Source organism: Caballeronia sp. A2-2, assembly GCF_057612605.2.
The window spans coordinates 496,144-522,228 of sequence record NZ_CM173618.1 but is presented as its reverse complement, the minus strand read 5'-3'; the positions used below and the strand labels follow the sequence as shown (position 1 = coordinate 522,228).

Genomic DNA, 26,085 nt, shown 5'->3' with positions numbered 1-26,085 from the left:
CTCGACGCGACGACCCGCGCCGCAAGGAAGAAGCGCCCGTTTAAACGTCTCTCAGGCAGTCCGCTTGTCAATCAAGAAGTCTTCCTCGCGCAGAGCGATTGCAGTCTTTCTAATCACCCATCGGCGTCCCTTTCTGTTGGAAGCCGCTTTGCGCGGTCGTCGTCGAATGACGCAATCTTCTTTCAAGGGGGCGGCGCGTCGCCACTCGATTTGTCCGCGACTTACTCTCATTTCGTCCCGCGCCTGTCATTTCGCCGGCAATGACCTTCGCGCCGTCGCTCTCGCCGAATAAAATTGCCGAAAAACAACGGAGCACTAAATGCCGAAGCCATTGCAATTCGACAGCGACATCGTCGGTCGAACCGACGCAGAAGATATTTGGCGCGAGGCGTTGCGCGCCATCTACGAGATTGATCGCTCGAAAACAGTGTTTTCTGCAAGGATCGAGACGTGGGACCTCGGCGGGAAGATGCTGCTCACCAAGCATTTCGCGCAAGATGAAGTTCAATTCAAAAGAACTCGTCGTCGCATCGCGACTTCCGGAGTCGACCACTATCTCGTCCACTGCCTTCTGGGCGGCAGCCTTGCTTCCGAGTCGGCTGACGGTCAGCAACGAGTGGCGCTCAACTCCATCGCCGTACGCGACACTCTCGTCGAGAATCTTGGGTTCGCAGTAAATGCGCCAATGCTCACCCTGAGCGTTCCGCGAGCGGCTCTTGACCGATTGATGCCTCAGCATGCCTCACTCCACGGGGCCACGTTCGCGGCGGGAGACCCCGTGGGCGCAATGATGGCCTCTCACGTCATCGCTCTTGCGAACCTGCTGACCGACATGTCGGCGGAACAGTCGCGCGTTGCGGCCGAAGCAACCATCGGACTGCTTGCGTCGTGCCTTTTGCCGCAGGTCGCGACTCTGGAGTCAAGCCGCCCCGACGCACGACTCGCGCCGATGCTTCGCGCGCGCGCGTTGTCGCTGATCGAGCGGAGCCTTCTGGACGCCGACCTTGGCGTCAATTCCCTCTGCAGGGCGTTGCAGGTGTCGCGGACTTCCCTCTACGATTTGTTCGCGGAGCTGGGTGGAGTGGCCACCGTGATCCGCAGCAAGCGTTTGGATGAGGCCCTGAGGCGGTTAACCGATCCCACGCGAGCCCGCGAGCGCATTGGGGAAATCGCCTACTCGGCTGGATTTTCTAGCGAGTCGACATTTCACCGGGCGTTCAAGGAGCGATTCGGATGTTCGCCCAGCGAGGCGCGCAGCGAAGGCGCCGACCCTAGGCCGGCCTCGGCATCCGAAAATTTGGAGGCGTTGGCCGCAAAATATGAGGCGGCTGTTCGGAATATACGAGGCTGACGTTGCGGCCGCCTGGCCCACCGGCTTTGCGAGCAGCGCTGGCTTGACTGGATGTGGCGACTTGTCGAGTGCGCCACCAGCGAGCCATCTGGCCTCTAAACTGCTGGCCCCACAGATGTTGTAGTGGCTGCTCAACCCATGGGAGGGGCATGGCCAATCAGTCCGCCAGCCTCCTCATATCGTACTGCCAGCGTCAGTCGGATTACGTATCTCAAGCAGAGAAAGATGTTGATAGCCTGCTCGCGGGCCTAACGCGTGAATATCGGCCATTGCTCAAGCTGCGCGCCCGAGCGCGGACAACGAAAATGAGCAACGATCAAGTGCTCATCCTTGGCGAGCCGACCAGCGACATTTGGCTATTCACTCAGCACTATCCGGATTTGGTTACACGATTGACTCGGCAAAAAGGCCTGTCGTTCATTAAGCTGAATTTGAAGCGGCGAATCCAGGTGCGCGGTTCACTTTCGAGATGACAGACCTTTGGGTCCAGCTGCTCGACGAATCCCGGGAAGATTTAACTCAGGCGGATGAAAATGACAATTACTGGTGGCCGTTGTATCTTCGCGTCCGGATGGTGCCTCCGGCATCTGACCGCACAAGAGCTGGACGAGAGCGTGGAGAACCGGTACATGGTAAGCGTAACCTATCATGAACAGCATGTACCTAAGGACAAGGTCGCGCGTGTACACGCCGCGATGGTCAACACCTTTCCGGAACCGGATAATAACCGGCGTCAGAGTGCCAACCTGCGCCGGATTGCCAAGCAGGAGGTCCTAGAGAGCAATCCGATCGACGTGTTGCAACGCAGGTATCGCTTCCTTGCAATCGCACTGCAGGCGGCATAGGAGTGAGGAAGGATGATCGAAGTGCCTTGTTAGCGGCCCTCGAGTGCTCTACTGTCACCCGGCGGTAGTGGGTCGCCAAGCGAAGCCCGCCCGCTATCGCGTTCAGCGGCGTGCCGCGCATCCGACGAACTTCGGGTATCGGCCAAGGGATCGCACCAGCCCCAAGATCACCGCGGACGAGGCAACGCCGTTGTAACGCCAGATAGCCTAGTTCTTCGGTCTTGGAAACAAGGCGTTCCAAGGTTCCTGCCCGCTTGTACTAGAGTGGAGGAGAGGCAGTGTGTTATTTGGAACGGTATCGGGGAATACGAGCAGAGCGCCTTGGTCAGCATATCCCAATGGAGCGCTTCTTTGGACGCGCTGTCCTATGCGTTGACAGAGTTCTTTAGCGCGCTCGCGTTCCACCGCCGATTGCCAGATTTTCTCGCCCCCATCCTCAAATGCCAAGCACGACTCGTCGATCGGATGAAGCACCGTCAGTTCCGAGTCAATGTCCAACTTGCTCAGCGTCTCTCGCACCTTTTGTTCGCCGCGCTTTGTTGCTGTTAAGGCAACTACGAGCAACACCATGTGTCGTTCCATGAACAGCGCGTCGTTGTGCTTGACGAAATTCTCGACGTTCGAACTGAGCGATCGTCCCGATCCAATAAAATCATCGACGATGACTACGGCGCAAACGCTGCATTCGGCTTGATCTTCATATCGTTGCAGAGCCTTCTCGAACCCATCTGCTGGAAGAAGGGCTTTGCTCCAGATCTTGTTCTCTTCTGCATAAAGAGCTGCGTGCTTATTGCCACTTTTTCCCTCACCATCGACCCAAGTGATCGCGATGTCCTTCCGTCGGTCGGTACGTTTCTCGGACACAAACGGCGCGATTTGTCTCGCAACAAGTGCATGAGCGTCGCGAAGAGAATGCCTCACTTCTAAAGAAGAAACGAAACGTAGCGTTTTCAGCAACTTAAACAGAAGCCGCTGCTCCTGCGGCGACTTGACTTGTTCTAACCATGACCTGATCCTTTCGGCACCGACCTCCCGGCCTTGGTAAGGGCCCCAGCGATCTGCGAGTTCCACCAATTCCGATGAAGTAACTCTTGCTTCCTCATCAGCCTGTTGCTCGGCAGTTTCGTATTCCTCGGCCAGAGCGTCGGACATCAGTCGTGCTGCACCTGCCTCTGTCAGCCATCGCTGGAAGATCGGGATCGAGAACTGGAACGTGTTGTGTTCAACGGTTTCCACCACGATTCCGCGACGTATGTAATCGTTAAAAATTGGAGCTATCTCGTGTTGTGCGATCTTCAAACCTTGGCGGAACTGCGCGATTGTCTCCACACTGACAGATTGACCGCTTTTAAGAGTTCTAGCGCAGGCGGATAGAAATCGTCGGCGATTTAGCTCGATTATCTCAGCACGTTCGCGGTCTTCACTAATCCCGTCTTTCCATAGGTGCGCGAACGAATTACTGTCGATCTCGCTTACTACTCGGTCCTCACACCGGTGAACATCGGTATCCGTAACAACGGCATCCCTCTCGTCCACGGCACGTTGATAAACCGCGGCACAAAGTAGTTTTGTGTAGTAAGGATGGCCGTTTGTAGCGTTGAATACGGCCTGAACCGCTGCATCGCTCCACGTCAGGACACCGCGCGAAGGTTTCCGGACGAGTTCAACGTAATCTTCCCACTCCGAGGCGCTGGAAAAATAATCAAGTCCTTCGCTGACGAATCGATTCAGTTGGTCACCTTGTGCCGACATGACAAAAGGCATTTTCTCGCCACCCACCAAGAGGAAGGATATGTTTCGCTTCGAACTCAAAGTTCGGAGGTTTGAGAAAAACGCCTCTGCCAATGGACCGAACCTATACATCTCGGGATGTATTTCGTCGAATTCATCGAGTATTAGAAGAATTTTACGACCTGGCGACTCTCGCGCAAGCACGTCCGCTAGTCTAGAAAGCGGAGCAAGAGAGCCTCGAAAGTTCAGCTTTGTCTCGTCGACGTCCGCTTGGATGTAGGAAGCAAGGAATATTGCTATCTCGGTGCCAAGTGCTTCGACCGTCTCGACCGGGTCCATACGGGAATATTGACCCCATTCAAGATAAAGGACCGCAAAGCGAGAATCCGCAACGGTCAGTACGCTTTCCACAGCGCGAGCAAGCGACGTTTTACCGACGCGCTTTTGGCCAGTGATGAAAGAGGAGCCCATCCTGTCCTTCTGGAAGCGACCGCACAGCGCGTTTAATTTTGAGGTCCTTCCGACAAATTCCTCGCCTTCGGCGACGTCTGTATTATAGGGATGATGCTGTCGGGCCTCCAACCAATTGATGTTTGTATCTTGACCCATCAATGTGACTGGCAGGAGCACAGATCGACGCGACGTCTCTCCCATGACGTCCCATTCGAACGTGACGGCGAGTTTTGCGCTATCGGTGGCCTTTAGGACCATCACTTCGAACGACAGAGAGAAGTTGCCTGGAGGAATATCTCCGAGGCTGACAGCTGGATCAAAGTCAATGCAGTCCGAGGTGGTGCCGAGATAAGCCATGCAATTGCCAGCGACGCCGGGGCCATCATTTCGGAGCGGAATTGAGACACGGACAATTCGCTCTACCTCGTGCAAGGGATAATGCTTGTCCGCAATGTCTCGTCCACTGCCCACAGCAGTAATGTTACAGACGAACCTTGACACCGCGGCAGCCGCAAGCTCTTTCAACGCACTCCGAACGACTGTCAGGCTTAACCTGTAATAGTCGATCGTAAAGAAGTTAGGACACGCTTCGATCCAAACGCTTTCCGCTTCGATAAAATCGGATAGTGCGTCCACTCGAGAACTAAAAGAATGGTCACGGCAGGAGAGAATTTCTTCAGCGTCCGAGAGTATTTTGGTAAGAGCTGCCTTCACACGCTGTTGCTGGAACGGCTGAAGATAAGCTGCGTTCCGGTCACTGGAGACCGCTTTGATGATTGCTTGCCGGTTGGTAAGGATCAGAGACAAGTTAGGCGTTAGCGACCGCAGCACTCGCAATGATTCACAAATTTGCGAGTGGAGCGCAGTCATCGCATCAAACTTCTCGAAGGTCTGCGCATTCCTATCGAAATTCAAACGCCTACAAAGATCTGGCGCGTGTCGCTCGACCAATTGGACAAGCTTTCGATGCAGCTGATTCGCGGTGCTGTTCTCTGGAAGAACTCCCGGTTCGCCTGCGATTCTGAGCAGCACAATGGCGGCCGTGCGTGACGCCACCGACGCTGGCGATTCTAGCGCGATGCCTATCGCATCGGGAAGCGACATGTTCAATGCCGACTCTGCGTCGAAAAGAGACACAACGTAACGGCTTACGCTTCGCCTTGCGTTGTGATAGATGTTGTCCGGTCCGCCGCCCTGCGGCAAAAGAGACAACTCATACTCGACAGACTCCAGTGACGGTTGAACCTCGGAGTTAAGATCCATTCTCTTCTCGAAATAAGTCCTGTAGACCGCTTCTAACGGCAGCTAGTCGATCAAGAGTTGCCTGATTAAGCGCTTAATAACGTGATGGCATACATATTAACATTGACTGTCGCGCTCTCGCCGTGCGCATTGTTAAGGCACGTTAACGACGGCCTTGCCCAACAATTGCCATTGCTTTATGTCAGCTCGGATGGTTTAGTCGGCGCAGGCATTTGCGATTCACCTGCCGCGCGTAGCCATGCAAGGTCAGTAATAGACGGGCTGCTGGACGTTAGCGATAACTGCTCTTAATGCACGCGAACGCCAACTATCGGCAACCAACCAAACCTGAACGAACGGCTCCTGGACTTGGGAAGCGGTCATTGGCACGCCGGCCAGGCCAGTGACGGTAACGGGTCGGGCTGCGTCGGTCTGCTTTAAGAATTCATCGCCCTGAAGAGGCCACTGAGATTCCGCAGCCCCAAAGCAGCCAGTCGCAAGCGCGTACTCCCGGCCAGGAGCGGCCGGTCGACGAAACACCGTGAATCGTCGACAATCATAGTGCGCATGGCATCAATTTCTTTCATTTCATCAATCGCCGATGCAAACAGAAAATATGAGGCAACGCCGCATCAGTGTGCTATCGCCCATTGTCGTTGCACTAGTACTGCTCGGCTCGCTCTTTTTGACACGAATCCGGGAATGGCCAGTGACCGTCGAATTCAAAGACTGGCGCTTGGATGCCGTGTTCGGTTGCATACTGGCCAGTTCTGTCGGCCTTTTGGTGGCGTTTTTCGCACGCACGCTGCGTCGGCAAATAATTCGTGCTTTTTTAGGTTGGCTAGGGATAGCGCTCTCTATTGCTTCGCTACTAGTTTTGCTGATTCGCTTGCAAGGGCCGACTCAACAGGTACAAATGGAGTACAGGGCACGGAGCGGGCACTACCGTCTTTACCTTGATCAGTCGGGTGGCATGTTTGCGCCACCCTTCGCTGTGTTGAAGCAGGAATGGGGGCCCGTCTTGGGGGTCAAGCTAACTAGTCAACTTTGGGCAACCACGTACGATTGCTGCGATTTGGAGATCAGGGGCCGGGGTGCTTCAGGGATTAGCGTGGTTGATCGCAAATCCGGTGAGAGCGTGGTCTCATTTCCGTGATGACGCCGATGTGGCGAGCTTAACTGATGTTATTGTACAGAGTGAATGACTGCTTGAGCGAATGGCGGGTGTCGCTTTTGGGTCGTCAAGACCCGTTCGCAATTTCCTGGATCCGACATTCGACTGCACCGCATAGCGAATGTCGGGAATGCGGTGCGCTGCAGTCCTACGGCTGCCTAACACCGATGGTCGGCAAAGGCCGAGCTTGCGGCATTGCAATTCGGTGAGACCCTTCCGCGTGCTGTGATCGACGCGCGGTAGATCGCGTGCGTGCATTACTTCACGGCGCTGGTTGCTGCACCTCGCCGGATGCGCAACCGGCGCGCTCTGCGTTCGTTTTCGACAGCGCGATCGCCACGCCTCCGGCCATTGAAGACAGGCCGAGCGCAAGCAGCGACAGCTTGTAGTCCGATGACATCGAGCGCACATAGCCGACCATCAGCGGTCCGAGAAACTGGCCGATCAGATTGCCGACACCGCTCACGAAGGCGATGGCAGGCATCGCCTTACGCATCGGCAAAATTTCGGTCAGCCGCGCGAAGATGAGCGGCATCAGCATCTTGAGCGTGAACCCGAGCGCAATGAATAGCGCGATCTGAAGCCAGAACAGCGGCGCGGGCACGAAGGCGGCGGCGATCATGAGCAGGCCGGTGAGCATCGTTGGCACGGCGGCGTGCCAGCGGCGCTCCTGACCGTGACGATCCGAGCGATGGCTGATGTAATAGATGCCGAGCATCGACATGACGAACGGCGCGCCGGCCAGAAAGCCGATCGTCGTTTCGCTCAGTTGCCCGTAAGATTTCATCACCGAGGGCAGCCACAGTGTCGTTCCGTACAGGAGAATCGTATTGAGCCCGAAGCCGATCGTCATCAGCCAGACGGCCGGTTCGCTGAAGATGGTCCACCACGGATCGCGTTCCGGCGCGGCGTACGCTGCCTGCTCCTGGGCGAGATCGCGGCGGATGAACGCGCGATCGGCATCGTCGAGCCAGCGTGCGAGGTCGAGGCTCTGCGGAATCGCTCTAAACCAGACGATGCAGAAAATCCACGCGGGCAAGCCTTCGGCGATCAGCATCACGCGCCAGTCGTAATGCGAAATGAGCGCCCCCGAAATCGGACCTGCCAGAAAGCCACCGAGCGGCGCGCCCAGATTCCAGATACCGAAGGCGCGGCCCCGTTCGGCCTTGATGAACCATTGCGCAAGCAACATGGAGGTCGCGCCATAGACCGGACCTTCCGCGCAGCCGAGCAGAATACGCACGCCGAGAATTGCCCAGAACGAGTGCGCGATGCCGGTCAGCATGGCCGCGCCACCGAACAGCACGAGACAGATGGCCACCAGCCGCCGCGCGCCGAACCGAAGCGCGAGCCAGCCCGCGAGCAATTGCGTGAACGCGTAACCCCACGCAAACGCGCCACCGATCCAGCCCGCCTGCACCGGCGTGAAGCCCAGCGCCTTTGACATGTGCGGCAGCGCCATCGCAATGTTCACGCGGTCGAAGTACGACAGCATGTAGACAGCGAAGGTCATCGGCAGCACGATGAGCCATCGGTTCCTGCCGACGCCCTCTCCCTCGGTCACGATCGGGTCCATTGTGGTCTCCTGTAATTGATTTTGTAACGCGCGGTCGGTTGCGACTTATTGGTCGAACGGTGCGCCGTCAACAGTGCGACGCATTGATACCGGACGATGCAGCGGTTCGCGGCGCGACTCGACGTCGTCCTGCAATTCCACGCCGATGCCGGGCGCATCCGGCACCACGATGAATCCCGCCGTCGGCACCGGATGACTCTTCACGAGGTCGGAGCCGAGCAACTGCTTGCCCGACTTCAGCACGAGATTTTCGAATCCGGTCGGGTATTCCTGAATCGCAAAATTCGGCACGGCTGCGGCGACCTGCATGCAGGCGGCGAGGCTGATCGGCGAGAGCGGGTTATGAGGCGCGATATCGACGTTTTGCGCTTCGGCAAGCGCGGCGATCTTCTTCGCCCCGGTGATGCCGCCACACACGCATACCGATGTGCGCGCATACCGCACGCCGCCGCCCGCAAGTTGCAGATGAAATTCGGCCGGCGTCGAGAAGCGTTCGCCCGTTGCGATCGGAACGCGGATCGCGTGGCCGACCGTCGTCATCTGCGGATAGAAATCTGGGCGCAGCGGGTCTTCGAGCCACATCGGCGTGAGCGGTTCGAGCACCTGACCGATCGCGATGGCCTCGGCAGGCGACAGACGGCGATGCATCTCGATCAGCAGATCGACGTCCGGCCCGACTGCCTCGCGAAACGCCATCACGCGCTCCTTCGCGTCGCTCACCTTGCCTGCGTGCGAGCGGAAATACGCTTCGCCTTCGGGTTCGTCGAGGAACGGGTTGATATGGCCAACGGCCGTAAAGCCTTCGCTGCGCAGACGACGGCATTCGGCGAGCACCTCTTCGAGGGTTTCGGCATAGACATGGCCGTACACGCGCAGCTTGTTCCTATAAGCGCCGCCGAGCAGTTGCCAGACGGGCGCCTGCAAGCGCTTGCCGAGTAGGTCCCACAAGGCGATATCGATCGCGGATACCGCCGCATTGATCGCCGTCCCCCGAAAATGCGAGAAACGCTGCATCACGTTCCAATGCAGTTCGATTTGGTTGGCGTCCTGACCCACCAGATACTCGCCGAACTTGTCGAGCGCCGCCTTCGCTGCTTCGATATGCCCCCACGAGCCGGCTTCGCCGTAACCGGTCAAGCCGGCTTCGGTGCGGATGCGCGCGTAAAGAAATTGCCCCACGTGAAGGGCTTCGACGGAAGTGATGCGGTGGACATGTCGATTCATGAGCGGTCTCGATAACCTGTTCAATGTGTTGGTCTTATCGACAGGGGAATGAGCGCCCTGCCAATGTCGAAAACACTCTATGAAATAACGCCTAGCTTGAGAATCAAATTCTGCAGTGAAGCATCTGCATTCTGTATAGAATTGAGCGATGGACTTTCTCGATCTCAGCCCGGCCTTCGTGCGGCTTGCAAGGCATATCCGTGACCGGATCGTTGGCGGCGAATGGCTTCCCGGGCAATTGCTGCCGGGTGAAGAAGCGCTTGCGAAGGACTTCAAGGTCAGCGTGGGAACCGTGCGCAAAGCGTTCGATGTGCTAAGCGGGCAAGGGCTGGTCACGCGGCATCGCGGACGTGGAACGTTTGTGGCGCGCGCGACCAACGAACGCGCATTCACAAGCTTTTTTCGGCTGGTCGATCGTGAAAACGGAGTGAAGCGTCTGCCTGTGGACACCATCCTGCTGCGCGAACGTGCTGCCGCCGATGCGGACGAGTGCAAGGCGCTCAGGCTTGCCGCCGGTGCGCTCGTTTATCGCCTACGAAGGCGGCGTACCCTCGACGAGACGCCGCTTGTCGTGGAGACCATCACGTTTCCCTATGCGCGTGTGGGCGAAAAGGAGTGGGGCGACGATAGCGCGAGCGCGCATCTGGTCTACTCGTTTCTGGAGCAGCAGTGCGGCGTGTCGGTGAGCCGCGTCGAGGATCGCTTGCAGGCTTGTCTGCTTCCGGATGACATCACCGACGATCTCGAACGGCCCGCAGGTCATCCCGTGCTGCTTTCGGTTCGCACGGCATTCGACTTGCGCGGGGCGCCGGTCGAATATCGCCGTTCGTGGATCGTGACTGATGCACAAGATTATCTGAGCGAATTGCGCTGGGTGGCTGGCGAAGGGGAGGGCTGACCCGCTATCGGATCGGACTATACACGGGGGCTCGCGTCGCGGAAGAAGTACGAGTGGGAATTCAATCGTGACCGAAGGGACAGCGCGAGTCCGGCTACATCCTCGGACTATCGTCGTGGAATCACAATGCGTGCGTGCTTATTCCACAGGCACTCGGACGATGTCTGCAATGACGTACGACCTTACTGCGATTGAAAGAGCCCTGCTGTTTTCCCGAAACGTATCCCCATAATTACAGTTGCACTTCGTTCGCTCGCTCGAAAAGTGACCACAAAACAGAAAGTTCGCCAGACTAAGCAGCTCCACTGCAGCCGATCATATTGCTTGCTTCGCGGGCAGGACACAGGTAGAGATTCGTGCCTTTCATGGATTGAATGGACGATCTCCTCCCTATCAATTTTTCGTGGTCCTTCCGTTGAAGGCGGGGTTGGCGAAGATTGCTTAGGTTCAGCCGAGCACATCCTGCAACTCGGAATTCTTAGGCTAGGTCACCCGCATCGAACAGGTAAAAGCCGGCAACCCTGTTCGGCACTTCCTGTCTAGCCACGAACGACGCAAATCGCAACCGCTTTGGGACTATCAGTGCTCGCTTATCAGCGATGGGTACTACCGACGCAAAGGGTTTAGGACGCGACGGATAACTTTCCATGTCCAGTTTTCAGCGGCCGTTGAAACATTAGCCCCAAAGTGCGTTAGAGCCGAGAAGGAATTCTTCGCTGGGTTCCGGCATACTGCTGGTTCTCGAAACTTTAGGGACACAGATGAGACAGGTGACCGAAGTATGGATTATCGACGAAGCCGTGAGCGGTGACTGGAGCAAAATCGGCATCAAGGCCGATGATCACATCTATATGGGAATAATCTCCCGTACTGCCTTGGCAGTAATCGAGAAGCGTGTTTCCAGCGATCTAACTTTCGACGAACTCCTACTTCGAGCCGTAAGGAACTTCGTCTCTCAGAATCCAAACGATGATAAAGTTTGGATCGGGCAGTTCTTAGATCTTTCGTAGCAACACCTGTTCATGGATTGTGCTTCCTCAGCAGACCGGCACGGATTTGCTCTTGTGCCTGACATTTTCGATTGCTCATTCGACTATCCTCTTCGAAGCCTCGCCGAGGAAACCGTGAGATCCGGACGCGAATCGGATGAAAATGTTTTGGAGACACCACACTTTAAAGTGTTCTGTTAACGAACAACGTCAGCTGCGGCTTTATCAAACTAGGCCGGCACCGCAAATTGTTGGGTGGCGTGTTTCTGATGCGCGGCGACATCAGGTATGCGAACAATGCAAACGCGGTTTTGTGGAATGTCGCAGCCCCAGCTCGATCATCATCGGTCGTGAAGACAAGATGGATTCGGCCTTTCTGAAACTTATGCGCGGGCTTTATGCCGATGTTTCCACAAGTGCGGTGGTGCGGTCCTGTGGGCAAACAGAGTGCTTCAGCCAATTTTTGGCCCTGCGGGCAATTCAGAGGATGACGTCCTCCTGCAGTGGACGGCTATTGATCACCGACCGGCCGGATCACCCACCGATTGCCGCTTGAATCCGTCCCTTCCTGTCTTGCCAAACCTATAGTAAAACAGCGTCGAATAAGTGAGCCCTGATTTCTCTCACCCATGCCGTTTATCAAAACCGACGACCATGCCCAGCGCGCTTAAATACTAGTGCCATAGCGCAAGGCATCAACAGGAGCGACGAGAGTCTATTGTACTGACCCATTTCTAAACCAACTACTGTCTGAGTATCAACCGACCTATAACATTGTTTAAAATGTGATCCGAGTCAACCCGCTTTCCATATTAACTTGCAAGTTTGAACGATAAGCGCACGCATCCGTTTATGAGCGGAATCGCGATCATATCGTGTATGCCAGGCCATGGTAGAGTCAAACGGTGCGATCGTCAGTGGTACATCACATGAGTAAATCTGGTCCTTGAGCGGGTGATTTCGCACCGCGCCTGCAGGCAGTATGGCAATCAGGTTCGATGAAAGCAGAAGCGATTGCGCGCCCGAGAAATTATTCAATGTGATCGCGACCCGGCGTCGCTTTCCTGCACGCTGAGAGCAGCATCCGCAATGCCGACCGGGTCACCTGAGAGAGAAACGAAAAAAAGGTGTTTGGCTTCGAGAAACCTTTCCTCGGTCAGCGGAACCTGCGCAAGCGGATGGTCCAAGCCCATCGCGCAGACCTTCCTCTATGAAAAGCCGCACGAGCCGAATTCATCGCTCATGTTAAGGAGACAACGCAAGGCATATGTCGATATTGTTGTCCCGCAAGGGGATATTTGTTTCCTGACTGGTATGGGCACCGCAAGAATTCAAATCCCCGGCGCGTGCCGCCTGACATGCCGACGCATGGAAGGCCATAGCGAACCCAACAGGTAATCGATGACTCCGACACGAAAAGCGCGGTTCGACGTGGACGCATCAAATTGGTCAGGCGACGGATGGCAAGGCGAATCGCGCCAGCGGTTCCCGAATAGCCCGCCAACGTTCGCGCGCTCTTGCGGAGGGTTTGATTTTACGGCCGTATTGGGTGAAATGCGGGTCGTCTCAAATCACCCGCATTCGGGCAATGGCGTTGCTGACAGCGGACTGCGTGAGCGCCGGACGGTCCACCGCCTTCGTCACAGCCCCCTTCGTCATGACCGCATCGAATATCGAGACAAAATGGAGATAAAGATTTTTCATTCTCTGGCGTGCGCAGAACTCTTCATCGATTATCAATTGGCGCGTGTACCGGTGGCGCGGTGGCACACACCAATGTAGCGGAACCACGCTCGGGGCGCATCGCTAGAGTTCGGCATGTCATTTAAAAGGCCGACGTCGATGCGTTGATCTGTTGACGCGCAGCCGACTGTCCACGATTAATTAAACCTGAAATAGACATGTTGCAAAGAGATCACGACGATGAGCGAACCACGGACAAAACGCGATCCGGAGGTGACGCGTCGACGCATCCTGAATGCGGCTACGATGTAATTCACAACCTACGGACTCGCAGGTGCGCGGGTCGACGGCATCGCACATGCGGGCGACACGAACGATCGCATGTTGTATTATTGCTTCAGAGGAGGGGAGCGCTGTATATTGGCGGGCTGGAAGAGATGTACCAGCATTTCGCCGAGAGAGAAAGCAAACTTGACTTGTCAGAGTTAAACCCGAAGAGGCGATTTATGAGCTTGCGCCGTCTATCAGAGCGCATTCGGGAGAAAATCCTCAGCCGCTGCGACTCATCAACAACGAAAATCTTTACGAAGGCCGTTATCTCGAAGGGTTCAGCGAGCAACCTGAGACGATTTCGCCCGTGGCGAGATAGTTCAACCACGCTTGCGCGTAGTGCAGCAAGCGGCGTATTTCGCCAAGACGGTAGTCCCACCGATTTCTATGTGACGATGGTCAGGATGGGTTTCAACGTCGTCTCGCGCCGTTTAATGTTCAGGCATTCGTGGGGCTAAGACGCGGAACAGGGAAAGCATCAATCCATTGCAGAGATGCAGATTACGATGCTGCGCAACTTTTGTCGTGCGCCGGCATAACGCTTGCGATGTGTTCATCCAGTTGTGGCGTCGAGCATTTCTTTGCCCGGCCTGACGGATTATTTTCTATTCTGTAGAACAACGAATCGGAATAAGCAAAACATGGGATATCAAAGTTCAGAAGTGACAGCACTGATGGCGCAACAAAAGGCGCTCGACGAACAACTGGAAGCGGCGAAGGAAAAAGAGACGCGGCTCGTGCTCATCGAGATCGTTCAAAAGATGCGTGAATATGGCATCAGCTTGAACGAGTTGATGGGCCGAAAATCTGGTGAGCATCCGGACGAACCGGCAGCGAAGTATCGCGACCCGGTGAGCGGCGCGACGTGGAGCGGCCGGGGACGCGCGCCTCACTGGATCGTCGGCAAGGACAAGAACGAGTTTCTCATTGACCGCCGCATCGCTTCGCGCGAGATGATGGAAGAATCGCTGTTTCGCAATTAGCACAACTGTTGCGCCTCTCGGATTGTAGGTCGCGCTGGACGCTCCGGCGAGCCTGTTCTATGCGCGTGGTGGGAACGGATAAACAAAGATTACCGATGCAGAAAACGCCGCCAAGATTTTTGCTCCAGACGAGAGGCCGGAACGACACGCTCATTCGCGTGTCACATCGACCCGGCACACCCGGAGCCAGTCAACACAGTTCCGATGCAATTCTACTGGGCTAAAGTGCTCTGCGAATCCCCATTGAGATGCTGTTGAGCCAGCAGCCAAAACTCATCGGATCGTCCCTCGGGACTACCCGCTTCCTCCCACATCAAGTAAGCAAGCGTGCGAATTTGTTCTTCGGCTACGGGCATATCCATGACTCTCATCCTTGATGATAATGAATTATTGTGGCCAGGTCAGATCAGTGCGAGAGGGTGAGCCACCTCAGCGCGATCTAAACAAGTATGAGTTAAGGCATGCGAACAGTCTACCGGCCCAAGATAAATATGCGTGCAGCCCGCCTCGCGCAGGGCGCGCTCTGAGAAACACCCCGACAGACAGGCAATCGCCGTCATCCCGGCTTGTGTCGCTGCCTGTGCGTCATACGGCGACTCGCCAACGGCAATGATGTCGGCAGGCGGAAGACTTAGCTTGGTTGCAGCAGTTTAAAATCATCGGGTGCGGGGCTTTGATGCCTCAACGTCCTCGGACGAAACGCAATCATCCAGCAGAGACTCGACTTGCGCGATCTTTTCATAGACCTCAAGCTCGTCTTTCTGATCGGACGACACGACGGCGACTTTGATCCCCTTTGCGCGCCGCGCTCGGAATAGCGGAGGAACAGCAGAGAATGGCTGCACTCGGCAAAGGTATTCTGAACTCTTCCCGCGCCATTCTCCAATGGCGGACCCTATTGCCGTCAATCTGCTCGTCGGACAAAAATTCGGGAAGCAGATTGTCGCCACCTTTGCCTATCTGACTGCGTGCTTTCGGCACGCTCACGTCATGACTGAGTGGACAAAGGCCTCGTGCCAAGCAAGCGCATGTAGGTCGACCGAGTCCACCGGTGTGTCGTCGATATCAAATACAGCTGCGTTTTGCATAGGGTCATTTCCTTCACAGCGTTCCGAATCGCCATAACGGTGGAAGGTTCAGACTACATCGGAACACTTTGCGGATTCGTCCCTTCGGGCTTATAGGACGTCTGCCGTGGCGTCTGGGCGAGTTGACGTGCCTATGGATCAGGGCAGGCATCCTCAACCCTAAACAGGAGGGCACCTGTTTAATGCATTGCAAACACTTTCAGACGACCGTTCAGCTTCTCGAACGGTCATTCGATCACTGTAAGTCCGCATCGCCTCATCGGCCTTTGCCGACGTTCATCGATCCACGCTGGGATGGCTGTTGAATGAAGGAAACCGGCCGTTCATATCGCCGCCGCGTGGAACGTCACCCTCCCCCAAATGTGAAAGGGCAAGTTCGACCCGTTTCTGTCGTTCGAGACAGTCCCACTGAAAGTCTGCTCCTCATCCCATAGCTACCGTCGAATGTTGGGGCAATATGGAAGCGATGGCCGCTATCTCTCACTGTCGATCGTGTGCAACCAGGCCTCCGGATAGCGCGTTCCCACGACTGCACTTGCAGGCACAGCCTGCTCCAGCGCCGCGACTTCGGCGGCATCAAGAGACACATCGAGACTCGCGATCACGTCGGCGAGTTGCACGCGGGTGCGAGCACCCAGCGTCGGAACAATCGTCACGCTGAGTTCCGCGCCACGGGCACGGACCCAGGCAATGGCCAATTGCGCCGGCGTTACGTTCTTTCCGGCGGCCACACGAGCGAGAGCATTAACGAGCGGTTCGTTTTCTTTTGCAGACTCGAAGCGTGGGAGCTGTGTGCGGGCGTCTCCTTGATCCTTCGGTCTCGCGGCCGTTAGCAGGCCGCGCGAGAGCACGCCATAGGCCGTGATGGCGACTCCCAGTTCCGCGAGTGTCGGGACGATCTTCGATTCAATGCTACGGCTAATAAGGCTGTACTCAAGTTGGACGTCACAAACGGGATGTACCTTGACAGCGCGACGAACCGTGTCGGCGCCGACTTCGGACAAAGCGATGTAGCGGACGTACCCTGCCTTCACCATTTCGCTCATCGCCCCCACCGTGTCCTCGATGGGTACGTTCGGGTCCAATCCCGTTCGATAGATGTCGATGTAATCGACGCCCAACCGTGACAGGCTGTGAGCCAAAGCATTCTTCACCGCCTGCGGTCGGGCGTCTCGACCCACGATCGCGCCATCCGGTCCACGCTGTGCACCGAACTTGACGCTGAGCAGTGCCTTATCGCGTCATCCCTGTAGTGCCTTGCCAAGAAGGAGTTCGTTACGTCCCATCCCGTAGAAGTCGCCAGTGTCGAGCACATTCACACCGTGCTCAAGTGCCTCATGAATCGTGGCGATGTTCTCGGATTCATCGCTCTGGCCGTACCAACTGGTCGCGCCCATGCCCATGCAGCCCAGTGCGATAGGGAACACGGTAGGGCCGGTTGCGCCAAGCTTCACTTCAGGTTTCGTCGACATAGGTTCTACTCCAGGTTGCGTCGTCCGGTGGGATCCATGTCGACAAGATATCGATCGAGATGCCTGCGCTCAAACCAGATCGCGCCGTTCATTCATCCAATCGCGCCACGAAACTCACGCCACTGTTTCGGCGTCTTGCCCTCCCAGTTTCGGAAAGCACGCGTGAAGGAGTTCAGTTCCTCAAACCCAAGCAGGAAGGCAATTTCGGCGATCTCGATGCTTGTCGTACAGAGAAGGCGCATCGCCGTGTCACGGCGAATCTCGTCGAGCACCTGCTGGTAGCTCGTGCCTAGCGCCCCGAGGCGACGCTGAAGCGTGCGCGCGCTGGTCGCAAGTTCATGGGCAACCTTATCGGCGCTCGGTCGCTCTCCTGACATTCGTTTGGCGACTGCTTTGCGAACTTCCTCCAGGAAACCATTCCACGCTTCTGCGCTACCTGCTCGTCGAGTATGGGGAGCAGCGCGTGAAGCAGGTCGGCGTTATGCGTGACGAAAGGCGTACCCAGAACGTGGTCGTCAAAGATCAGTGCGTCGCGCCTCGCGCGAAACTTCAGCGGGCAGCCGAAGAACTGCATCAGCATGGATTCATCCGAGCGCGCCCGTGTAAGTTCGAGACGCCTCGGGGCAAGTGCCTGGCCAGAGCCTCGATGGAGCAGCACGAGCAGCGTTGCGAACATGACATCGACAAGGCGCGACGGTGGCGGCGTCGAGGCTTTCAACCACGCAGTCGAAACGGCGACTTCGTTCGGAGAAAACTCCAGGTGCAAATCCTGTGGTCCGCAGAGGCGCTTGTAGCGCGCGAGCTTTTCGAACACAGTTCGCACGTCTGGCGAATGCAGCGCCGCAAGTAACGACAGGTCGTACTCGTGTACCGTTGTCACTCCTGCAAGCCGAAGCCCGATGTCCGGGGGTGAAGAGGCGCCCAGTGCCTCCCAGAATGCGAAATATCGAGCCGTGTCTACCCGACCCGACGTGGCCACACGTGCGGTTGCCATGGCTTGGTCGACATTTGCTCCAAGGCGCACGAGGCGTGAAAGAACGGCGGGCCGCACATGAATGAGGTCGAGGTTCATGCTCCGAGTGTACGGAAAATTTCTCTATGATCGCCAATCCGATCGCGCCATTCGAAGCGTTGATAAATGCGCTCCCCTTTTACAATAGCGCCGCCGCCTTCGACGTCGCAGCGGCACGCATCGAATATTCGAGCTTGCGAAATACGCTTCCCACGTGGGTGCGGACGGTCGACTCCACGCCCACACATCGGCAGGCGTTGCTATTCATCATCATGTACGTCGCCGAAGACGGATCTAAACCACATGAATGGTAGAGAGCATCAGGACATAGGCGTGACGTGTTTTGAATGCGTCGACGCGCGACGCTAACTCGCCTTCGGCGCGTGCGGCAACGGCCTTTCCATCAAGGATGATTCTCTACGAGCACGCCAAAAGACCTGTACGCCCCTACCTTAAACTTTCACGCGCGCTCAGCACTCGCTATTTGGGCAAGTGACCCCAAACAACATAACGAAGAACAGAACGGAGATGTCTGAGCGAAGATTGGTGAAGTGTTGAAACGAAGACCAACCTTCTCAGGCGATCTGCTACGCTTTTCAATGGTGGCCCCTCGTTTCTCGCCATTTGTGGCGCGATCTAATTCGCTGACTTTCCGCGGGTAACGTCTGCGTCTGCAACGCGACGCATTCCGGACGACCGAATGCTTACGCTGAACGGCAGAAGCTCGCCGGCTGCCGGAAAGCGCAGTGCGAACCGCGCCTCTGCGATGACCGTGGCCCGAATTGCCGGATGCGTAGTAGACCAGTCGTTCGAGTAACCGCCCAATGACTCAGGCGAGCGGCAGAAACTGGCCGGCTACTGCGCGATCTGGATCGACTCAGCTCGACCCCGAACGAGTTCGCTTTCGGTTCTGCGCGAGTCAGCTACTGTGCGGAAAGACGACGTCCGGTCGCTAATGGTCAAACTCCCAAACAAAAAACATGCCGAAAATTCTCTCGCTAGAAACATATATTTCGAATATATTGGAAATATGGAAGAGAAAAACATCATTCGCGCCCTAGCGGCGCTCGCGCACGATTTGCGTCTGCGTGTGTTTCGCATGCTGGTTGTCGCCGGTCCGGAGGGGCTGATACCCGGCACGATCGCGGCGCAGCTCGACGTGCCCAATGCAACGCTGTCGTTTCATCTTAAGGAGTTGATGAACGCGGGGTTGGTCACGCAGGAGCGCGACGGACGCACCTTGATCTATCGGGCCGCCTACGACCAGATGAATACCGTGCTCGGTTTCCTGACCGAGAACTGCTGTCAAGGTCAGCCGTGCCTGAACTCTGGCGCAAATCCGTGCCAATGCTGACCGAGAACACCCACGACGCGATGCAATGGCATTCCTTGTTCCTCAACTCAAGTCTTCATGACCACCGCAAACACCATCGCCGCGCGAAAAAAGACGTCTGAACCGGCGATCAGTTTCTTTGAGCGATATCTGTCCGTCTGGGTCGCACTTTGCATTGTCGTGGGCGTTCTGCTTGGCCAAGTACTACCCGGCGTCTTTCAGACAATCGGACGTATGGAATACGCTCAGGTCAATCTGCCGGTCGGCCTGCTGATCTGGGCGATGATCGTCCCGATGCTGGTCAAGGTCGATTTCGGCTCGCTGCACGAAGTACGTCATCACATCAAGGGCATTGGCGTCACGCTCGTCGTCAACTGGCTGGTCAAGCCATTCACGATGGCATTCCTCGCGTGGGTCTTCATCAAGAATCTGTTTGAGCCGATGCTGCCGGCCGTGCAACTCGACAGCTATGTGGCCGGACTGATCTTGCTGGCAGCCGCTCCCTGCACGGCGATGGTGTTCGTCTGGAGTCGCCTGACAGGCGGCGATCCGCTCTTCACACTCTCGCAGGTCGCGCTCAACGACAGCATCATGGTGGTCGCGTTTGCGCCACTCGTCGGGCTGCTGCTCGGCATATCCGCGATTACGGTGCCGTGGGCGACGCTGCTCACGTCCGTCGTGCTCTACATCGTCGTTCCGGTCATCTTCGCGCAGATCTTGCGCAAGGTTCTGCTGGCGCGCGGCGAGGCGACATTCGAAGCGACGATGGCGAAGATCGGGCCGTGGTCGATCACGGCGCTGCTCGCCACGCTGGTGCTGCTCTTCGCTCTTCAAGGCGAGGCCATCCTGAAACAACCTCTCGTGATCGTGCTGCTCGCCGTGCCGATCCTGATTCAGGTGATCTTCAACTCCGCGCTCGCATACTGGCTTAACCGCGCGGTCGGCGAGAAGCACAACATCGCGTGTCCGTCTGCGCTGATCGGCGCGTCGAACTTTTTCGAGTTGGCCGTCGCCACGGCAATCGGCCTGTTTGGATTCAACTCCGGCGCAGCACTTGCGACGGTCGTGGGCGTGCTGATCGAAGTTCCGGTTATGCTGCTCGTGGTGCGCATCGTCAACCGTTCGAAGGACTGGTATGAGTGCGCCTGAACGTTACGAAAGCATGGCAATGAGCGAAGTCACCATCTATCACAACCCAGATTGCGGCACCTCGCGCAATACCCTCGCGATGATCCGCAACGCGGGCATCGAACCCGTCGTCATCGAGTGCCAGAAGAATCCGCCTTCACGCGAAAGGCTCGTCGAGTTGATCGGGCAGTTGGGGCTAAGGGTGCGGCAAGTGCTGCGAGAGAAAGGCACTCCCTATACCGAACTGCACCTGGACAACACGGCATTGACCGACGACCAGTTGCTCGACGCGATGATGGCGTATCCGATACTCATCAACCGTCCCTTCGTGGTGACGCCGATGGGCGCGCGCCTGTGCCGTCCGTCCGAAGTCGTGCTCGACATCCTGCCCGATGCTCAACGCGGCGCATTCACGAAGGAAGACGGCGCAGCGGTTATCGATGCGGAGGGCAAGCGTGTCCAGTCCGTCAACTGATCTCACAATCGAGCTACCGCAAATCGATGCGGCACTGTTCCGCGTACCCGATATCTCACGCCTTCAGGCTACGAAAACATCCTTCCATCCGCCCCGTATTCTGCTGCTCTATGGTTCGTTGCGTGAGCGCTCGTTCAGCCGTCTGCTGAGCGAAGAAGCCGCCCGGCTGCTGACGGCGATGGGCGCGGAGGTGCGCACGTTCAATCCGAGCGGCCTTCCATTGCCAGACGATGTGCCCGACACGCACCCCAAGGTAGCGGAACTGCGTGAACTGGTTCTGTGGTCGGAAGGCATGGTCTGGTGCTCGCCGGAGCGCCACGGCGCGATGACCGGCATCATGAAATCGCAGATCGACTGGATTCCTCTTTCGCTTGGCGCGGTGCGTCCGACGCAGGGCAAGACACTCGCGGTGATGCAAGTGAGCGGTGGCTCGCAGTCGTTTAACGCCGTCAATCAGATGCGCGTGCTCGGGCGCTGGATGCGCATGCTGACGATCCCGAACCAGTCGTCGGTGGCGAAGGCGTTTATGGAGTTTGACGAAGCCGGCCGCATGAAGCCATCTACCTATTTCGATCGTGTAGTGAACGTGATGGAGGAACTCGTGAAATTTACGCTGTTGACACGCGATATCGGCCAGTACCTCGTCGATCGCTACAGCGAACGCAAGGAAAGCGCTGAGCAACTGATGAAGCGAGTCAATCAGGAAAGTATCTGACTCGCGGCTGGCCGCAATCAAGCACGAAGCGGACAATCGGTGACGCAATGTCGATGTCCGGAATTGGCCGGGTTGAGGCAGTGCCACCGGCAATTTGCTCGCCGGAAACCGGCCATTGAGCGGGGGCGGTCGAGACCTTGGCTATTTATATTGGACGGCGACCTCGACCGGCGGCTCATGGCCGCGAGGAGCGGTGCGCTAAAAGCGCGAGGCGGCCGCAGCGACCAACAGCCTGTCGCACGGCCGCGGGACCTCTTAGATCTCAGTTTGCTCGGAGATCTCAAGCGCATCGTCGACCTCTATACCGAGGTATCGAACGGTGCTTTCGAGTTTGCTATGCCCGAGCAGAAGTTGAACCGCTCTCAGGTTCTTCGTTCGCTTGTAGATCAAAGTCGCCTTTGTCCGCCGCATCGAGTGCGCGCCGTAGGCGGTCGGATCCAGGCCGACTGCGGCGACCCATTGATGTACCTTCCGGGCGTATTGCCGCGTTGAGATATGCGGCGAACCGGAAAAGCGGCTTGGGAACAGGTATTCGTCGGACCGCAGCTTAGCCTTTTCGATCCATGCAGCGACCGCAACCCGAGCGGGCTCGGTGACCTCGAATTGCACTGGCCGTTTGGTCTTGCGCTGCATTATCATCGCACGCGGCAGGCTGGACCTGAGCGGCAATACCTCGCTGACCGACATCGAGCCGTATGATGCGAACAAGCACGCCGCGTTCGATGACACGTTCATCGCAATCAAAGTTGAGTGGAAGATGTCGTATGGCATCACGAAGGACGTTGTGACGGTCGAGTAGGTCGACTCTTTCCGAAAAACAAAATCCGCCTGCGAGGCGGATTGTTCAATGCAGAGCTGTGTCGCAGCCCTACGGGAGTTTGCTGCCTAGATCAACGGTCCCAAATGCGCCACGTGTGCGCCATAATTTTTTCCTTCGCGGTGGACTTCAGCATCCACAAAAAGGTATCTGAGTTTTCTTCGTCCTCAGTCATGCATGCCGAAGAGAAGATATGGCAGTTGCGCCACAACAATGCGTAGCCTTCGCCACGCTGCGTTCTCTCGAAGTACTCTGCCGTATCGGCAACATGCTGGAAGCCGGTTGCTTGAGTGTTGTAGCAGGACGTGTAGATGATTCTGCCCGGCGTTTTTGCGAGGAACTCGCGCGCTGTCACTCTGCAGATCACGCCTCTGCCGTCCCGGTGCATGATTTCGCCATCGCCCATATAGATACCCGAGTGCTCGGCATAGCCGGCCGCCAGATCACAGTACACGACGCCGCCGACCTCCGGTTCGTGCACCTTATCGCGAATCATGCCGTCGATGACGGCTTCGGTGATTGAGCTACCGATGACCAGCCGGGTCAACATGTTGATAATCATGGTGAATCTCTTCTTGTTCTTTAAAAACAAGAAGATCGGCACGAGCGCGAGAAACTTGAGCAGAGGTTAGTTTCAACTCGAAAATCTCCGGCTATCGCGACTTATGCCCGAAAGGGCCGTCCGGGTCAACGTACGGGTTCTCGGCCTTCCGCTTGATATGTCACACGCTATCTCGGCCTGCTCAATCTCGCTCGACTTATCCTGTTTTTGGGTCCAACATCATTCTGAAGTAGAGGTTCTGCTGAGCTAGGGTCGGCCGCCTCCCAGGACACGGCAGAGTGGTCCGGCATGAGAGCTTTGATGATATCGGCAGCCTGGGAAGTCTTGCTGCCCCAGAGGGCATGGAAAACGTAGGTATTGCCGGCAACGACGAAGCGGTCCTGCTCGCTCAGGAAGTATTCGCTCGCATCCTCATACTTGGCCTTGAATGCTTCTGCATCAGCCTTACCGGGTAGCGTCAGAAAAACCTTAGGCCGCTTCCAGCGAATGCCCGCCATGATCTGCTCTGGCGTCACGCTTTGTCGAATCGCTTCGCGGACCAACGCGAGCAGAAAGTCTGCACGCGCCAAATTCAGGGTAACGCTCTCGCCAATCGTGATGTTGTAGATAAGCGTCTTACGGGACGCTGCGATTCGGACCTTCTCCTGGTCGACAGTCTTTTCGCGCACGCTGACCGTGTACTGCTGCGCCTGTGGAAGCGGAATGACCTGTTGGATGTCCAAAAACACCTTTTCTTTAGCCTTACCCTCGATGGAATACGGAAGCATCTGAACACATCGGATGTCCATCGAGTACTTCTCGTTGAGCCAGAGCACGGAAGTAGTCAATTCAGGTGAAAAGTCGGCAGAGGCCAGAACGATTCTGACTTTGTCGTTGAACACGACAACCTCGTCGTCCTCCACGTTGAGAAACTTGCGAATCGCTTGCTCGGGATCAGCGTTGGACCGGCGTTCCGCTAAGAACGTGCGGTGCGCCTCGACCGCGTGCGCCCACAGCATCGTGGACACCATCGCGGCGTAGCGAATGGCTTGAAGATCCATATGTACCGAGGCATCGCGCTTGAGTTCCACGACCACGAGGTTGCGGTTGGAATCTAGGCAGAGCAGGTCGATCCGGCGGCGGCTTGCCTTGTCCCAAGAATTGAACTCTTCGGCAAGAACCATGGTTTTGGTGCCTGGCGTAATCGCGCCGATGTTGTCTCTGATCGCCGCCTGGATGTCGGGACGCTCGTGGAGGCCGAGAACGCCGAAGTTAGCCGACTTCAGAAGCTGGAGCTTTCCGCTGTTCAGTTCAAACAACGCCATCGTGTCTCACCCTCGTCTGATGAATAGGACAGAAGAGTAGCAAGTCTCGCAACGGGCTGCCGGCGGCCAGTCCATATCAGGCTTGCCGGCAAGTCATATTGCAGATTCCCCGCTATCATCAACCGTCAACAGACGAGGCAGTTTGTATGACCGTTGGACGTTCTCGCTTAGCAGGCCCGCTACGCTAAACAACAAAGAAACGGGAGAGAACTGCATGGATAAGCAGAAATTCACACTTGCGTTGCAGGGTGAAGGAATGGACCCAGACCACGCCGACATCATCGCGCGCGAGCTGTATGCGATCTATGCGCATACCGTCTTAGGTGGCGTGTACAACCCCGTCGATTACGGCGACTCCGATACGCTGAAGTTAAAGGCCCATCTTAGGGTCGAGCACGCGCGCGCGATAAACAACTGTATGCGCGCCATGTTGAAAAACGACAGCGCGGACGAGGCCAAATTGCAAGCTCGACAAAAGGAGATTGAAGCCGAACAGCGAGCCCGTGGCCTCAGGACGTGATCCGTTGGGCGCAGTAGGAGGACAGCGAGCCACACCCAACTTTCGCCTAACCAGCTGTTTCTAATCGAAAGTCTCTCGCATGCGAAATGAAGATTTCATCGTCCTCGAGCAGGGCAGGACTGACCTGACGCTACTATCCGAGTTGGAACTCAACCGGCTGCGGGAGATCAATCGACGCCTTCAGGAAACGGAGAGGTGGATTCACGATCGAGCACGTCGAGCACTTGCCGATTACCGCGAGCGCGGAGGCAAGCAGAGCTGCCAGCTTGACGACTCGAGTTTTGAGGACGTTTTGGTGGACGTCACCGTTGACTTCATTTTGTCGCGCGAGCATTGTCGGTTCCGCGCGGACGACGACAACATCATCGCGCGACTCGACTATGACGAAAGTCTGGAGGAGCACCTCGGCGGCCATGATTGGAATGAAGGACCGCATCCGAATGCGCTTTCGACTGAACGCATTTGCTGGCTGTTTCACGATCTATGCTGGCACACCTTCGGCGGTGACTACGACAAGGTTTTAGCGGTTGGTGGTGTTTGGGTCGACGTGCACGTCATTGAACAAAGGATCGTGTCCTGGATCTGATCGTACGCGCGATCCAAGACTACCAACGAGGGTCGACATCGATGTCTTCGATGAAGAATCCCATTTCAGGTCTGAACGGACTGTAGTCGTCGAAAATTGAATTCACCTTTCTTCGCTCAAGTTCGTCGGCGATGGAAAACAGGAAGCGCTCGCCCGAGCGTGACACCACGTCAGCCACGATGCTCAGCGTTAAGCTTTTTTCGAAGCGACCCCCGGCCGCGTACAGCCTGTCGGTGAACTCTTCGAGCGCTTTCAGTGCAAATTGCGCGATGACGACGCAGAAGTCGTGGCTGCGGTGCTCGTCGCGGGTCACAACCTGAGGATGATCCTCCGGAGGCTGAGGCTTTTTTATGTCTTAATGCTGAGCTTGTTCTTAAGCATGCATCCTCGAACGTTCTTCTCGTGACTCAACTCGCGCAGGGCTCGGCGCATTGTTCAGGGTCGACTCATTAACCTGCCGCTTGCCGATGACGGGACGATCGTCAGCTTTGGGTCGCGAGTTCGCATTGGCGGACGGCGTGACCGGTCATTCGAGACAGGCTGACGCGCGAACGGCCGGAAAGCGGTGGTCAGCCGCCAGACCAAAGCCGATGC

Annotated in this window: 24 protein-coding genes and 2 pseudogenes; 13 read left to right on the top strand and 13 right to left on the bottom strand. The window is 56.7% G+C overall.

The features are described 5' to 3' along the window. Positions 1-319 precede the first annotated feature (319 nt). The 3 genes from ACZCWR_RS25940 (at position 320) to ACZCWR_RS25930 (ending at position 2,196) form a co-directional block, all read left to right on the top strand. Positions 320-1,351, top strand: coding sequence for a helix-turn-helix domain-containing protein (locus tag ACZCWR_RS25940; protein WP_487305882.1), 1,032 nt, complete (start codon positions 320-322; stop codon positions 1,349-1,351). Between the two features lie 149 nt (positions 1,352-1,500). Then, entirely contained in the window at positions 1,501-1,824 is a 324-nt protein-coding gene (locus ACZCWR_RS25935) for a hypothetical protein (RefSeq protein WP_487305881.1), read from the top strand. 60 nt (positions 1,825-1,884) lie between these two features. Then, entirely contained in the window at positions 1,885-2,196 is a 312-nt protein-coding gene (locus ACZCWR_RS25930; protein ID WP_487305880.1) for a hypothetical protein, read from the top strand. Positions 2,197-2,403: 207 nt separating this feature from the next. Here the strand turns inward: ACZCWR_RS25930 and ACZCWR_RS25925 are convergent, their stop codons facing one another. The 3 genes from ACZCWR_RS25925 to ACZCWR_RS25915 form a co-directional block, all read right to left on the bottom strand. Next, positions 2,404-5,643: a phosphoribosyltransferase-like protein gene (locus tag ACZCWR_RS25925; RefSeq protein ID WP_487305879.1), complete on the bottom strand. Its 3,240-nt coding sequence runs from the start codon at positions 5,641-5,643 to the stop codon at positions 2,404-2,406. Between the two features lie 1,415 nt (positions 5,644-7,058). Further along, positions 7,059-8,372, bottom strand: coding sequence for an MFS transporter (locus ACZCWR_RS25920; RefSeq protein ID WP_487305878.1), 1,314 nt, complete (start codon positions 8,370-8,372; stop codon positions 7,059-7,061). Between the two features lie 45 nt (positions 8,373-8,417). Further along, positions 8,418-9,596 carry a mandelate racemase/muconate lactonizing enzyme family protein gene (locus ACZCWR_RS25915; RefSeq protein WP_487305877.1) on the bottom strand — a complete coding sequence of 393 codons (1,179 nt, stop codon included), beginning with the start codon at positions 9,594-9,596 and terminating at the stop codon, positions 8,418-8,420. 148 nt (positions 9,597-9,744) lie between these two features. Here ACZCWR_RS25915 and ACZCWR_RS25910 point away from each other — a divergent pair, with 148 nt between their 5' ends. The 3 genes from ACZCWR_RS25910 to ACZCWR_RS25900 all read left to right on the top strand — a co-directional run bounded on the left by ACZCWR_RS25910 (position 9,745) and on the right by ACZCWR_RS25900 (position 14,479). Continuing rightward, complete coding sequence (locus tag ACZCWR_RS25910) at positions 9,745-10,494, top strand: GntR family transcriptional regulator (RefSeq protein WP_487305876.1); 750 nt, start codon at positions 9,745-9,747, stop codon at positions 10,492-10,494. A 761-nt stretch (positions 10,495-11,255) separates the two neighbouring features. Further along, entirely contained in the window at positions 11,256-11,504 is a 249-nt protein-coding gene (locus ACZCWR_RS25905) for a hypothetical protein (RefSeq protein WP_487305875.1), read from the top strand. A gap of 2,666 nt (positions 11,505-14,170) precedes the next feature. Beyond that, the gene (locus ACZCWR_RS25900; protein WP_487305874.1) at positions 14,171-14,479 is read left to right on the top strand and encodes an H-NS histone family protein; all 309 of its coding nucleotides are present in this window, start codon (positions 14,171-14,173) and stop codon (positions 14,477-14,479) included. A 212-nt stretch (positions 14,480-14,691) separates the two neighbouring features. Here ACZCWR_RS25900 and ACZCWR_RS25895 read toward each other — a convergent pair whose 3' ends face one another. The 6 genes and pseudogenes from ACZCWR_RS25895 to ACZCWR_RS25870 form a co-directional block, all read right to left on the bottom strand. Further along, complete coding sequence (locus ACZCWR_RS25895; RefSeq protein WP_487305873.1) at positions 14,692-14,841, bottom strand: DUF2934 domain-containing protein; 150 nt, start codon at positions 14,839-14,841, stop codon at positions 14,692-14,694. 39 nt (positions 14,842-14,880) lie between these two features. Continuing rightward, positions 14,881-15,114, bottom strand: a pseudogene (locus ACZCWR_RS25890) (HAD family hydrolase); the annotation flags it as partial. Positions 15,115-15,135: 21 nt separating this feature from the next. Next, positions 15,136-15,429, bottom strand: coding sequence for an HAD hydrolase-like protein (locus ACZCWR_RS25885; protein WP_487305872.1), 294 nt, complete (start codon positions 15,427-15,429; stop codon positions 15,136-15,138). 611 nt (positions 15,430-16,040) lie between these two features. Further along, positions 16,041-17,039: pseudogene (locus tag ACZCWR_RS25880) on the bottom strand (aldo/keto reductase). A 92-nt stretch (positions 17,040-17,131) separates the two neighbouring features. After that, a complete protein-coding gene (locus tag ACZCWR_RS25875; protein ID WP_487305871.1) occupies positions 17,132-17,416 on the bottom strand; it encodes a helix-turn-helix transcriptional regulator in 285 nt (94 codons plus the stop codon). Further along, a complete protein-coding gene (locus ACZCWR_RS25870) occupies positions 17,329-18,111 on the bottom strand; it encodes an AraC family transcriptional regulator ligand-binding domain-containing protein (protein ID WP_487305870.1) in 783 nt (260 codons plus the stop codon). The genes ACZCWR_RS25875 and ACZCWR_RS25870 overlap by 88 nt, the downstream gene beginning before the upstream one ends. Before the next feature lie 26 nt (positions 18,112-18,137). Here ACZCWR_RS25870 and ACZCWR_RS25865 point away from each other — a divergent pair, with 26 nt between their 5' ends. The 5 genes from ACZCWR_RS25865 (at position 18,138) to arsH (ending at position 21,702) form a co-directional block, all read left to right on the top strand. Next, entirely contained in the window at positions 18,138-18,365 is a 228-nt protein-coding gene (locus ACZCWR_RS25865) for a hypothetical protein (protein ID WP_487306197.1), read from the top strand. A 716-nt stretch (positions 18,366-19,081) separates the two neighbouring features. Beyond that, entirely contained in the window at positions 19,082-19,405 is a 324-nt protein-coding gene (locus tag ACZCWR_RS25860; RefSeq protein WP_487306152.1) for an ArsR/SmtB family transcription factor, read from the top strand. Positions 19,406-19,462: 57 nt separating this feature from the next. Continuing rightward, entirely contained in the window at positions 19,463-20,533 is a 1,071-nt protein-coding gene (gene arsB / locus ACZCWR_RS25855) for an ACR3 family arsenite efflux transporter (protein WP_487305869.1), read from the top strand. A gap of 19 nt (positions 20,534-20,552) precedes the next feature. Then, complete coding sequence (gene arsC / locus ACZCWR_RS25850; protein ID WP_487305868.1) at positions 20,553-20,987, top strand: arsenate reductase (glutaredoxin); 435 nt, start codon at positions 20,553-20,555, stop codon at positions 20,985-20,987. Then, positions 20,953-21,702: an arsenical resistance protein ArsH gene (gene arsH, locus ACZCWR_RS25845; RefSeq protein WP_487306151.1), complete on the top strand. Its 750-nt coding sequence runs from the start codon at positions 20,953-20,955 to the stop codon at positions 21,700-21,702. The genes arsC and arsH overlap by 35 nt, the downstream gene beginning before the upstream one ends. A 255-nt stretch (positions 21,703-21,957) precedes the next feature. On the opposite strand, the gene ACZCWR_RS25840 is transcribed toward arsH, so the two are convergent. The 3 genes from ACZCWR_RS25840 to ACZCWR_RS25830 form a co-directional block, all read right to left on the bottom strand. Next, positions 21,958-22,473, bottom strand: a complete 516-nt coding sequence (locus ACZCWR_RS25840; protein WP_487305867.1) for a tyrosine-type recombinase/integrase — start codon at positions 22,471-22,473, stop codon at positions 21,958-21,960. A gap of 119 nt (positions 22,474-22,592) precedes the next feature. Next, entirely contained in the window at positions 22,593-23,081 is a 489-nt protein-coding gene (locus ACZCWR_RS25835; protein WP_487305866.1) for a hypothetical protein, read from the bottom strand. Between the two features lie 167 nt (positions 23,082-23,248). Continuing rightward, the gene (locus ACZCWR_RS25830) at positions 23,249-24,385 is read right to left on the bottom strand and encodes a hypothetical protein (protein ID WP_487305865.1); all 1,137 of its coding nucleotides are present in this window, start codon (positions 24,383-24,385) and stop codon (positions 23,249-23,251) included. A 214-nt stretch (positions 24,386-24,599) separates the two neighbouring features. On the opposite strand from ACZCWR_RS25830, the gene ACZCWR_RS25825 reads away from it, so the two are divergent. Both ACZCWR_RS25825 and ACZCWR_RS25820 read left to right on the top strand, forming a co-directional pair. Beyond that, complete coding sequence (locus ACZCWR_RS25825) at positions 24,600-24,905, top strand: hypothetical protein (protein WP_487305864.1); 306 nt, start codon at positions 24,600-24,602, stop codon at positions 24,903-24,905. A 79-nt stretch (positions 24,906-24,984) separates the two neighbouring features. Beyond that, on the top strand, positions 24,985-25,491 hold the full coding sequence (locus tag ACZCWR_RS25820; RefSeq protein ID WP_487305863.1) for a hypothetical protein: 507 nt from the start codon (positions 24,985-24,987) through the stop codon (positions 25,489-25,491). Positions 25,492-25,510: 19 nt separating this feature from the next. Here the strand turns inward: ACZCWR_RS25820 and ACZCWR_RS25815 are convergent, their stop codons facing one another. After that, positions 25,511-25,804 carry a hypothetical protein gene (locus ACZCWR_RS25815; RefSeq protein ID WP_487305862.1) on the bottom strand — a complete coding sequence of 98 codons (294 nt, stop codon included), beginning with the start codon at positions 25,802-25,804 and terminating at the stop codon, positions 25,511-25,513. Positions 25,805-26,085 lie beyond the last annotated feature (281 nt).

Coding starts and splice junctions, on each gene's coding strand:
- ACZCWR_RS25900 (WP_487305874.1), top strand. CDS start 14,171: ATGGCGCAACAAAAGGCGCTCGACGAACAACTGGAAGCGGCGAAGGAA.
- ACZCWR_RS25825 (WP_487305864.1), top strand. CDS start 24,600: ATGGATAAGCAGAAATTCACACTTGCGTTGCAGGGTGAAGGAATGGAC.
- ACZCWR_RS25910 (WP_487305876.1), top strand. CDS start 9,745: ATGGACTTTCTCGATCTCAGCCCGGCCTTCGTGCGGCTTGCAAGGCAT.
- arsH (WP_487306151.1), top strand. CDS start 20,953: ATGCGGAGGGCAAGCGTGTCCAGTCCGTCAACTGATCTCACAATCGAG.
- ACZCWR_RS25835 (WP_487305866.1), bottom strand. CDS start 23,081: ATGATTATCAACATGTTGACCCGGCTGGTCATCGGTAGCTCAATCACC.
- ACZCWR_RS25860 (WP_487306152.1), top strand. CDS start 19,082: ATGGAAGAGAAAAACATCATTCGCGCCCTAGCGGCGCTCGCGCACGAT.
- arsC (WP_487305868.1), top strand. CDS start 20,553: ATGAGCGAAGTCACCATCTATCACAACCCAGATTGCGGCACCTCGCGC.
- ACZCWR_RS25940 (WP_487305882.1), top strand. CDS start 320: ATGCCGAAGCCATTGCAATTCGACAGCGACATCGTCGGTCGAACCGAC.
- ACZCWR_RS25915 (WP_487305877.1), bottom strand. CDS start 9,596: ATGAATCGACATGTCCACCGCATCACTTCCGTCGAAGCCCTTCACGTG.
- ACZCWR_RS25830 (WP_487305865.1), bottom strand. CDS start 24,385: ATGGCGTTGTTTGAACTGAACAGCGGAAAGCTCCAGCTTCTGAAGTCG.
- ACZCWR_RS25930 (WP_487305880.1), top strand. CDS start 1,885: ATGACAATTACTGGTGGCCGTTGTATCTTCGCGTCCGGATGGTGCCTC.
- ACZCWR_RS25920 (WP_487305878.1), bottom strand. CDS start 8,372: ATGGACCCGATCGTGACCGAGGGAGAGGGCGTCGGCAGGAACCGATGG.
- ACZCWR_RS25905 (WP_487305875.1), top strand. CDS start 11,256: ATGAGACAGGTGACCGAAGTATGGATTATCGACGAAGCCGTGAGCGGT.
- ACZCWR_RS25875 (WP_487305871.1), bottom strand. CDS start 17,416: ATGTCAGGAGAGCGACCGAGCGCCGATAAGGTTGCCCATGAACTTGCG.
- ACZCWR_RS25925 (WP_487305879.1), bottom strand. CDS start 5,643: ATGGATCTTAACTCCGAGGTTCAACCGTCACTGGAGTCTGTCGAGTAT.
- ACZCWR_RS25870 (WP_487305870.1), bottom strand. CDS start 18,111: ATGAACCTCGACCTCATTCATGTGCGGCCCGCCGTTCTTTCACGCCTC.
- ACZCWR_RS25865 (WP_487306197.1), top strand. CDS start 18,138: ATGATCGCCAATCCGATCGCGCCATTCGAAGCGTTGATAAATGCGCTC.
- ACZCWR_RS25935 (WP_487305881.1), top strand. CDS start 1,501: ATGGCCAATCAGTCCGCCAGCCTCCTCATATCGTACTGCCAGCGTCAG.
- ACZCWR_RS25820 (WP_487305863.1), top strand. CDS start 24,985: ATGCGAAATGAAGATTTCATCGTCCTCGAGCAGGGCAGGACTGACCTG.
- ACZCWR_RS25840 (WP_487305867.1), bottom strand. CDS start 22,473: ATGCCATACGACATCTTCCACTCAACTTTGATTGCGATGAACGTGTCA.
- ACZCWR_RS25895 (WP_487305873.1), bottom strand. CDS start 14,841: ATGGATATGCCCGTAGCCGAAGAACAAATTCGCACGCTTGCTTACTTG.
- arsB (WP_487305869.1), top strand. CDS start 19,463: ATGACCACCGCAAACACCATCGCCGCGCGAAAAAAGACGTCTGAACCG.